This is a genomic window from Actinomadura geliboluensis, from assembly GCF_005889745.1.
Classification (GTDB): domain Bacteria; phylum Actinomycetota; class Actinomycetes; order Streptosporangiales; family Streptosporangiaceae; genus Spirillospora; species Spirillospora geliboluensis.
Map to the genome: position 1 here is coordinate 1 of NZ_VCKZ01000359.1, position 9,310 is coordinate 9,310.

Annotated in this window: 11 protein-coding genes; 6 read left to right on the top strand and 5 right to left on the bottom strand. The window is 73.4% G+C overall.

The genetic code is table 11. The annotated features are described in order from the left end of the window. Positions 1–220, top strand: a 220-nt coding sequence (locus ETD96_RS34505; protein WP_338072635.1) for an ATP-binding protein, incomplete at its 5' end; no start/stop codon positions are given. Between the two features lie 114 nt (positions 221–334). Here the strand turns inward: ETD96_RS34505 and ETD96_RS34510 are convergent. Both ETD96_RS34510 and ETD96_RS34515 read right to left on the bottom strand, forming a co-directional pair. After that, positions 335–595 (bottom strand): WhiB family transcriptional regulator, encoded by a 261-nt coding sequence (locus ETD96_RS34510; RefSeq protein WP_138640679.1) that lies wholly within the window; start codon positions 593–595, stop codon positions 335–337. 343 nt (positions 596–938) lie between these two features. Further along, complete coding sequence (locus tag ETD96_RS34515) at positions 939–1,880, bottom strand: diacylglycerol/lipid kinase family protein (RefSeq protein WP_138640680.1); 942 nt, start codon at positions 1,878–1,880, stop codon at positions 939–941. Between the two features lie 50 nt (positions 1,881–1,930). Here ETD96_RS34515 and ETD96_RS34520 point away from each other — a divergent pair, with 50 nt between their 5' ends. After that, positions 1,931–2,455 (top strand): hypothetical protein, encoded by a 525-nt coding sequence (locus ETD96_RS34520; RefSeq protein ID WP_240808443.1) that lies wholly within the window; start codon positions 1,931–1,933, stop codon positions 2,453–2,455. Positions 2,456–2,519: 64 nt separating this feature from the next. On the opposite strand, the gene ETD96_RS34525 is transcribed toward ETD96_RS34520, so the two are convergent. The 3 genes from ETD96_RS34525 to ETD96_RS34535 all read right to left on the bottom strand — a co-directional run bounded on the left by ETD96_RS34525 (position 2,520) and on the right by ETD96_RS34535 (position 4,935). Beyond that, positions 2,520–3,278, bottom strand: a complete 759-nt coding sequence (locus ETD96_RS34525) for an RNA polymerase sigma factor SigF (RefSeq protein ID WP_026401215.1) — start codon at positions 3,276–3,278, stop codon at positions 2,520–2,522. A gap of 62 nt (positions 3,279–3,340) precedes the next feature. After that, the gene (locus tag ETD96_RS34530) at positions 3,341–3,769 is read right to left on the bottom strand and encodes an ATP-binding protein (RefSeq protein ID WP_067794237.1); all 429 of its coding nucleotides are present in this window, start codon (positions 3,767–3,769) and stop codon (positions 3,341–3,343) included. A 155-nt stretch (positions 3,770–3,924) separates the two neighbouring features. Further along, positions 3,925–4,935: a sugar kinase gene (locus ETD96_RS34535; RefSeq protein WP_138640681.1), complete on the bottom strand. Its 1,011-nt coding sequence runs from the start codon at positions 4,933–4,935 to the stop codon at positions 3,925–3,927. A 122-nt stretch (positions 4,936–5,057) separates the two neighbouring features. Between ETD96_RS34535 and ETD96_RS34540 the strand changes: the two genes are divergently transcribed. From ETD96_RS34540 to ETD96_RS34555, 4 genes are all read left to right on the top strand, one after another. Beyond that, positions 5,058–5,825: a phytanoyl-CoA dioxygenase family protein gene (locus tag ETD96_RS34540; RefSeq protein ID WP_171069372.1), complete on the top strand. Its 768-nt coding sequence runs from the start codon at positions 5,058–5,060 to the stop codon at positions 5,823–5,825. After that, positions 5,825–6,877 (top strand): DUF4432 family protein, encoded by a 1,053-nt coding sequence (locus ETD96_RS34545; RefSeq protein ID WP_138640682.1) that lies wholly within the window; start codon positions 5,825–5,827, stop codon positions 6,875–6,877. The genes ETD96_RS34540 and ETD96_RS34545 overlap by 1 nt, the downstream gene beginning before the upstream one ends. Continuing rightward, on the top strand, positions 6,874–7,686 hold the full coding sequence (locus tag ETD96_RS34550) for an SDR family NAD(P)-dependent oxidoreductase (RefSeq protein ID WP_138640683.1): 813 nt from the start codon (positions 6,874–6,876) through the stop codon (positions 7,684–7,686). Before ETD96_RS34545 ends, ETD96_RS34550 begins: the two co-directional genes overlap by 4 nt. Positions 7,687–7,863: 177 nt before the next feature. Further along, positions 7,864–9,159, top strand: a complete 1,296-nt coding sequence (locus ETD96_RS34555; RefSeq protein ID WP_240808444.1) for a DUF5005 domain-containing protein — start codon at positions 7,864–7,866, stop codon at positions 9,157–9,159. Positions 9,160–9,310: the final 151 nt, after the last annotated feature.

Below are 9,310 nucleotides of genomic sequence, written 5' to 3' on the forward strand. Positions count from 1 at the left end.
GGAGGGGGCCGGGCGGCGGCTGGTGACGGTCGTCGCGGACGACGGTGTCGGGCTGCCCGCGGACTTCGACGTGGAGGGCACCACCAGCCTGGGCCTGCAGATCGTCCGCACGCTGATCGTGGGCGAGCTGGGCGGCCGGCTGGACTTCCGCCCCCGCGCGGGCGGGGGCACCGAGGTGGTGGTGGACGTACCGCTGGACCACGTCCACCGGAGGTTCTGACAGGTTCCGGCACCAGGGGGTTCCGGCCGGGGCGGCGCCACGTGCTCTCTTGCCGGGAGCTTTGAGGCGGTGGCGCCGCGTCGCCGGGGAACGGGGAGGGGCGGTGCGGCGGGGCTAGAGGCCGATGTTCGCGCGGGCGCGGGCGCGGGAGGCGCGGCGCTTGAGGGCGCGGCGCTCGTCCTCGCCCATGCCGCCCCATACGCCGGAGTCCTGGCCGGACTCCAGCGCCCAGCGCAGGCACGCGTCGCTCACGTCGCAACGCCGGCACACCTGCTTGGCCTCTTCGATCTGCAGGATCGCGGGCCCGGTGTTGCCGATCGGGAAGAACAGCTCGGGGTCCACGTCACGGCAGGCTGCTCGGTGGCGCCAGTCCATGCGGTCCACTCCTTCGTCAGGTGGTGGAGGAACTCCACTTTTGTGAACGGTTTCACATGTCGCGAACGCCCGGGAGACCACCGCCAGGTCCAGGGGTGAATGTTCGGCGGCGCCGCGAGCGGGGGACCGGCGTCGTCGGGGTCCCTGTCCTGCGGGCGCACTTTGAGCGTGTCAGGGCGGCGCCGGACGACGCAAGACCTTTGAGAAAGGATTCTCAAAGTATGGGTGTCGCATGTGTCACACCCGTGGGTCGAACGTGTTACTTGGCTCTCACCTGGCCGCGCATGCGCCGCAAATGACGCGCGTCACCGAACGGATCCGCGCCGTGCCCGGCCCCGTGCGCTCAAATGACGACGCGTATCGCCTTCGGAACCGAGCGGAAGGTCACGCTCCGCAGTTCGCCGAGGTACTCGCCGTCCAGCTGGAAGGCCGCCGGGCGCTCCGCGCGCACCGTGAGCTCGGCCGCGTCGTGCACGTTCAGGACGTGCCTGCCCTGCACCGGGCGGGTCCGCGCGGTCATCATCTGGGCCAGCGCCGCCGCCGTCGGGCCGAGTTCCAGCGAACGCATCCCGAACAGGTCCAGTCCGCGCCCGAAGTTCGCCCGCGGAGTCGGATTCACCGGCAGCCGGCCGAGGAAAGTCCATGGCGACGTATTGCAGATGAAGGTGAGGAACAGCCCCGATTTCGGCGGCCGTCCCGGCTGCTCCAATGTGAGCGCGGGGCGCCGCCGATCCGTGCCGGAGAAGAAATGCCGGAGGGCGGTCCGCGCGTACAGCGACGGGTCGGCGCGGACGCCCGCCGCGCGGCGCGCCTCCACCTCGCGGATCACCTCGGCGTCGAGCCCGACGCCCGCGCAGAACGTGAAGTACCGCTCCGGGCCGCCGGGCGGGGTCGCCGTGCCGAGCCCGACCGTGCGGTACCGGCCGGCGCGCAGCGCCTCCAGCACCGCCCGCGTCGCGCCGATCGGGTCGCCCGGCAGGCCGAGCGCGCGGGCGAAGACGTTCGCGCTCCCGGACGGCAGCACCGCCAGCGCCGGGAGATCGGGGGACGGGCCGTCGGCGAGCAGGCCGTTGACCGCCTCGTTCACCGTCCCGTCGCCGCCGAGCGCGATCACGACGTCGTAGCCGTCCACGGCGGCCTGCCGGGCCAGCTCGGTCGCGTGGCCGCGGTGCCCCGTCTCGGCGAGCACGAGGTCGATGTCGCCGGTGAAGGCCCGCATGAGGATGTCGCGGGCCCGCCGGGAGGTGGAGGTCGCCTTGGGGTTGGCGATGAGCATGGCGCGCACGCGGTCAGGGTATGGGACGCGCACGCCGGACGGACGAGTAGGGTTCAGGTGTGAGCGAGCGCCCCTTCACCGTGCAGGCCGCAGCCGCCCTGATGGGCGCCGAGGGTCTGGCCGCCGTCGGGTTCGGCGTCTTCACCGGCGTGGAGACCGCGGCGGGCGCGGCCGTCGACCCCGCCAGCGCGATCGGGGTGACCGTCCTCGCCCTCGCGGGCGGGCTGGGCATGCTCGCGTGCGCGCGCGGCCTGCTGCGCGCCGACCAGTGGAGCCGCGCCCCCTCGGTCCTCACCCAGCTGTTCGCGCTGCCGATCGCCTGGTCGCTGTGGCAGAGCGACCAGCCCGCCCTCGCGATCCCGCTGGGCGCGGTCGCGGTCGCGGCGCTGGTCACCGTCCTCAGCCCGCCGAGCACCGCCTGGCTGATCGAGGACCACGACGAGGACGAGGGCGGCGCCGAGCCGCGGGAGGCCGCGGCGGCGAAGGGGCCGGAACCGGCCGCCGCCGCGGGAGCGCTGGCGGAGCCGCGCTCCCTGAGCCGGCGCCTCATGGACCGGCTCAAGGAGCAGCCCACCAAGAACTGACCGCTCATGTGAAAGGCCCCCGGGACGGCGCGTCCCGGGGCCTTTCACATGATCGTCACCAGCGTCACTCGTCGGCGGTCAGGCCCTCGCGCAGCTGCGCGAGGGTGCGGGCGAGTAGCCGGGACACGTGCATCTGGGAGATGCCGAGCTCGGCGGCGATCTGCGACTGCGTCATGTTGCCGAAGAAGCGCAGCAGCAGGATCTTCTTCTCGCGCGCGGGCAGCTTCTCCAGCAGCGGCTTGAGGGACTCGCGGTACTCCACGCCCTCCAGCGACTCGTCGACCATGCCGAGCGAGTCGGCGACCGCGGGGGCGTCCTCGTCGCCGGAGTCGGGGGCGTCCAGGGACACGGTGGAGTAGGCGTTCGCCGACTCCAGGCCCTCCAGCACCTCCTCCTCGCTCATCTGCAGGTGCGCGGCCAGCTCGCTGACCGTGGGCGCGCGGCCCTCGCGCTGCGCGAGGTCGCTGATCGCCTTGGTCAGCGACAGCTTCAGCTCCTGCAGCCGGCGCGGCACGCGCACCGCCCAGCCCTTGTCGCGGAAATGGCGCTTGATCTCGCCGACGATCGTGGGCGTGGCGTAGGTGGAGAACTCCACGCCGCGCTCCAGGTCGAACCGGTCGATCGACTTGATCAGGCCGATGGTGGCGACCTGGATCAGGTCGTCCAGCCACTCGCCGCGGTTGCGGAAGCGGCGGGCGAGGTACTCCACCAGCGGCAGGTGCAGCTCCACGAGCTGGTCGCGGATGCGCTGGCGCTCCGGGTCGCCCTCCGGAAGCTCGGCGAGGCGTTCGAACAGCGCGCGGGCCCGTGCCCGGTCGGGCACCGCGGACTCCGACCGCTCGCTGGTCGCGGCGGTGACCGTCGTCGTCTCCTCCGTCTTCTCCGTCACGGGGCCCCCGCCGCACCGCGCCGCTTCTGCAGCGTCACGGTGACCCGGTCGTCGGAGCCCACCGCCGCGTCGACCTCGCCCGCCAGGGACGACAGCACCGTCCAGGCGAAGGTGTCGCGGCTCGGTTCCTCGCCGTCCACCGTGAGCACCGACACGGAGATGCGCATGGCGTCCCCGGTCAACTCGAACTCGCAGGTCAGGTCGGTCCCGGGCAGGGCCTGGGCGAGCAGCATCGCGCACGCCTCGTCGACGGCGATGCGCAGGTCCTCTATTTCGTCCAGCGTGAAGTCGAGTCTGGCCGCGAGCCCCGCGGTCGCCGTCCGCAGCACGGACAGGTAGGCGCTCGCGGCCGGCAGCTTCACCGTCACCACATCGCGGACGGACAACTTCGTACTGGCCGGCATTGCAGCGGTTTCCTCGGTCACGTCACTCCCTCGCAGGATGGTCCCGCTGCTTCGAAACTACCGCCTGCGGGGCCCACTGGGAGACTTCGGCGCGCGTGGCTTTCTTACGAAGGCGGGGCCGACCTGAACGGACGCGTTCCAAACCCGGGCCGGGGGAGGCATGCGTCACGCCGCGATCAGGTCCTCGCGGGTGCGGAGGCGTCTCCAGGCCGGTTTTCGGCCCGGTTCCCGGCCCCGCGCGGGACGGGCGGCAGCAGGGCGCCGCGGTGGCCGATCACGCGGGCGGCGAGGGCGGTCGCGGCCTCAGCGGAGGCGCGGCGCCCCCGTCCGGCGAGCCGGGCCGCGAGGTAGCCGCCGTTGAAGGCGTCGCCCGCGGCGGTGGTGTCGACCACCTCGACCCCGGGGGCGGCGGGGACGGCCTCCTCGGCGCCCTCGGCGCCGGCGATCACGCAGCCGCGCTCGCCGAGCTTGACGGCGATCTCGGACACCCCGGCGGCGCGCAGCCGGGCGACGGCCTCGGCGGCGGTGGCGTCCCCGAACACGGCCCGGTCGTCGGTGAGCGTCGGCAGCGCGATGTCGGTGCGGGCGAGGACGGCGGCCATCGCGGCCGCGGCGGCGTCCGGGGACGGCCAGCCGGCCGGGCGGTAGTTGCCGTCGAAGGCGACCAGGCCGCCGCGCCGCCGGGTCTCGTCGAGGACGTCCAGGAGCCGGTCGCGGGCCGCCGGGCCGATGATCGACAGGGTGATGCCGGAGAGGTAGACGAGGTCGTGCGCGGCGACGGCCTCGTCGGTCTCGGCCGGCTGGCCGGGGCCGAACAGCCCGCGGGCCGCCGACTGGGAGCGGTAGTAGGTGAACGTCCGCTCGCCGTGCTCGTCGGTGCGGATGAGGTAGAGCCCGGCCCGCCCGCCGGGGACGGCGCGGCTGTGGGCGGAGCCGACGCCGTGCTCGGCCCACGCCTCCCGCATCCGGGCGCTGTAGGGGTCGTCGCCGATGAGGGTGACGAACTGGACGTCGGCCGTCTCCGGCGCCGCGCACCGGGCGAGGTAGGCGGCGGTGTTGAAGACGTCGCCGGCGTAGCCGACGGCCATCAGCTCGGGGGCGACCGGGCTCAGTTCGATCATGCACTCGCCGATCAGGGCGACCCGGGCGGGCCGGCCGCCGCCGGCCAGGGTGTCCAGCGCGCTCATGGCGTCCTCTCTGGGGGCGTCCGCTCTCCGGGGGCGTCCGCGATAGGGCGACAATACATCTAGACAACAAGTGATCTGATGACTAAGACTTCGGGTGTCGCTCCACCAGAGAAGGGACGTCCATGGGCAACGATCCGATGCGAGGCTACGACGACGACGGGTACGCGATCTTCAAGAACGTCCTCGACCCCGAGCTGATCGCCGAGGCGGACGGGCACGTCCGCTGGCTGCAGGAGCGCCACCCCGACCGCACCGGCGAGGACCTGTCCACCGAGCTGGTCGCCAAGGACCCGTTCTGGGTGCGGCTGGTCTCCGACGACCGCCTGCTCGACGTCGCCGAGCGCTTCATCGGGCCGGACATCGCCCTGTTCGCGTCCGCCTACATCTCCAAGCCGCCCTACACGGGCAAGGCCGTGCTCTGGCACCAGGACGGCGCGTTCTGGCCGCTCGACCCGATGCGCGTCGTCACGCTCTGGCTCGCCATCGACCGCTCCACGCCCGAGAACGGCTGCCTGCGCGTCATCCCCGGCAGCCACAAGGAGGACCTGCACGACGTCCGCGAGCGCGACGACGCCGGGGCGGTCTTCGGCGTGGAGAGCGCGGTCGGCGTGGACGAGTCGCGGGCCGTCGACCTCGTCCTCGAACCGGGCGACGTCGAGGTCCACCACCCGAACATCATGCACGGCAGCAACGCCAACGAGTCGCCGCACCGGCGCTGCGGCCTGACCATCCGCTACATCCCGACCTCGACGCGCATCACCGAGGAGCCGCTGCCGTTCCCGTCCGCGCTGCTGCTCCGCGGCGAGCCGGGCGTGAACGAGTACCAGCCGCGGCCCCGGTACGCGCCCGGCGAGCACTACCCGTTCCGCGGCGCGGAGAACTGGAGCTGATGGGGCGCCGGCGGCACCGGCCGTCCCGCAACTGGGGCGCCCGCGTCCACGAGATCACCCGGGCCGGGCTGGACGCCCTGGTGCTGGAGAACGAGCTGCTGCGGGTGACCGTCCTCGCGGGCAAGGGCGGCGACATCGCCGAGTTCTGCTACAAGCCGCGCGACATGGACTTCGTCTGGCTGTCGCCGGACGGCCTGCGCGACCCGCGCGACCTCGCCGGGGGAGCGGCCGACGACACCGCCGCGTTCCTCGACGGCTACGAGGGCGGCTGGCAGGAGGTCCTGCCGAACGGCGGCGCGCCGAGCACCTACCGGGGCGCGGCGTTCGCGCAGCACGGCGAGGTGGCCGGGCTGCCGTGGGACGCCGACATCGTGGCCGACGACGCCGGCGAGGTCGCCGTGCGCCTCACCGTCCGGGCCCGGCGGATGCCGCTGCGGGTGACCAAGACGCTCCGGCTCCGCTCCGGCGAGCCCGAACTCGCGATCGAGGAGGAGCTGGTCAACGAGTCGGGGGTGGCGCTGCACGCGATGTGGGGCCACCACATCGTGTTCGGCGCGCCGTTCCTGCGCCCCGGGCACCGCATCAGGCTGCCGGGCGGCGCGCGGGTCGTCCCGCACGAGACGGCGATCGCGCCGGGCGGGCGGCGGGTGCGCGCGGGCGGTCCCCACGACTGGCCGCGCGTCCCGGCCGCCGGCGGCGGGACCATCGACCTGGACGTCGTCCCGGGCCGCGGCGAACCGAGTGAGATCGTCTACCTCACCGGCCTGGACGAGGGCCGCTACGAGGTCGTCGATCCGGACGGCGGCCTCGGCCTGCGGGTGCGCTGGGACGCGGCCGTCCTGCCGCACCTGTGGCTGTGGCAGGAGCTGGGGGCGACGACCGGGCATCCGTGGTGGGGCCGCGCGTACGTGATGGGCCTGGAGCCGTTCGCGGGCCACCCGACGGACGGGCTGGCCGCGGCGGTCGCGAACGGCACCGCGCTCGCGCTGGAGCCGCACGCGCGGCGGAGCCTGTGGCTGCGCGCGGCGGTGATCGAGGGAGAGGGCACGTGAGGGAGTTCGAGGGCAAGGTCGCCGTGGTGACCGGCGGGTCGCTCGGGATCGGCCGGGCGGTGGTGGAGCGGCTCGCGCGCGACGGCGCCGCCGTGGTGTTCTGCGGCGTCGGCGAGGACGCCGTCCGGCGGGCCGAGGCGGAGCTGCGCGCCGACGGCCTGGAGGTCGCCGGCGTGGAGGCCGACGTCACCGACGCCGCGCGGATGGACGCGCTGGTCGCGTCGGCGGTGTCCCGGCACGGCGGCCTGGACGTGGTCGTGACGTGCGCGGGCGTCCAGCGGTACGGGACGGTCGAGGAGACCACCGAGGAGCTGTGGGACGAGGTCCTCGACGTGAACGTCAAGGGCGTGTTCCTCGCGTGCCGGGCCGCCGTGCCGGAGCTGCGCCGCCGGGGCGGCGGGACGATCGTCACGATGTCGTCGGTGCAGGCGTTCGTCTCCCAGGACCGGGTCGCCGCCTACAGCGCGAGCAAGGCCGCGATCAACGCCCTGACGAGGGCGATGGCGCTGGACCACGCCGCCGACGGGATCCGCGCGAACGTGGTGTGCCCGGGGTCGGTCGACACGCCGATGCTGCGCTGGGCCGCCGACCTGTTCCGCGGCGGGACGAGCCAGGACGCGCAGGTCGCCGAGTGGGGGCGGGCGCATCCGCTCGGCCGGGTCGCGACGGCGGCGGAGGTCGCCGAGGTCGTGGCGTTCCTCGCCGGGCCGCGCTCGTCGTTCGTGACCGGCGCCGAGCACCGCGTGGACGGCGGGCTGCTGGCCCGCAACCCCGCCGCTCTCCCGGACACCGGCCTGCCGGAAACCTGAAGCCGGATCGCTAAAAGATCTAGACACCAAGTCATTTGATCACTGATGATGTTGGCGCAGCGCGCCCGAGCGGCGCGTGCCAGCGACCCCGCGGAGGTTTCCATGCAGGAGTCCGTCCCCTCCCGTCCTTACTCTCCCGATCGGCCCCCGCCGGTTCGCGCGGGGCGCCGGCGGCGCGTGCTCGGAACGGGCGGGCGCGCCGCCGTGCTCGCGTCCTCCCTGCTGCTCGGCGCGGGCCTCGCGGCCGCGCCCGCCGTCCCCGCCGCGGCCGACGCGCACGGCCACGGCCCGTCCAGCGCGAACGGCCTGGGCCTCGGGCACCAGAAGGCCCGCGGCAAGGGCCACGCCTCCGCGGCCGCGGCGCCCACCTGCTCCGGGCACGCGCCGCCGACGTTCGGCACGGCCACCCAGAACACCGCGCTGAACAGCAAGTTCACCGCCTACGGCAACAGCAACACCCTGCTGGACGACTGGACCGGCGGCGACTCGACCTACTCGCTGAAGCTCACCGACGGGCGCATCGTCTACGCCTACTCCGACACCTTCCTCGGCAAGGTCAACGCGGACGGGTCGCGGTCGGTCGTCATCGAGGAGGGCGGCACGACCCCGTTCATCAACAACTCGTTCGTCGTCCAGGGGACGGGCGGCGGGACGACCACCGTGCACGGCGGAACGGCCGCCGCCCCGAAGGCCGTGATGCCGCCGCCGCAGGCGGCGCACTGGTACTGGGCGGGCGACCTCACCCAGAGCGGCGCCGAGGTCCAGCAGCTCTACCGCCAGTACTACGACCCGGACCCGGACAACGGCACCGGCTGGGACATGACGTTCAAGAGCAACGTCCTGGCCCGGTTCTCCACGGGCAACCTGTCCGCGCCCATGCAGGTCACGGCGATGCCCTCGGCGTCGGGCGTCCAGTGGGGGTCGGCGCTGTTCAAGGACGGCGGCTACACCTACGTCTACGGCACCGAGGACTACATCGACCCGGACACCAAGGCCAACACCAAGTACCTGCACATCGCGCGGGTGAAGGGCAGCGACCTGCGCGCGGCCTGGGAGTACCGGACGTCCAACGGATGGTCGGACTCGGAGACCGCGTCGGCCCGGCTGATGAGCGGCGTCTCCAACGAGTTCAGCGTGGCCAGGCGCGGCTCGCACTACATCCTGGTCAACCAGGACGCGAACATCGCGTTCGGCAGCGAGATCGACGTCCTGCTCTCGTGCTCGCCCGCGGGCCCGTTCACCGGCGAGCAGACCGTCTACCGCACGCCCGAGACCGGCCAGTTCGGCTCCTACGGCGACCCGGACATCTTCACCTACAACGCCCACCAGCACGTGTCGCTGTCGTCCAGCGGCAACCTGGTCATCTCCTACAACGTGAACAGCCTGGACACGACCAAGGGCCCGGCGAACGACAACTACCGCGACGTCAGCATCTACCGGCCGCGCTACATCAACCTGCCGGTCTCCGGCTGACCGCCCGCAAGGGCTGACGGCCGCCCGATAAGCCGCGGCACCACCGTTCCGTCCACGGTGGGACCGCTCCCCGCGCGCCCCCTGGTGACCTCCCGCCCGGGGGCGCGCGCCCGTCCACCCACCTGCGCGCCCGTCCACCCATCAGCTTGCC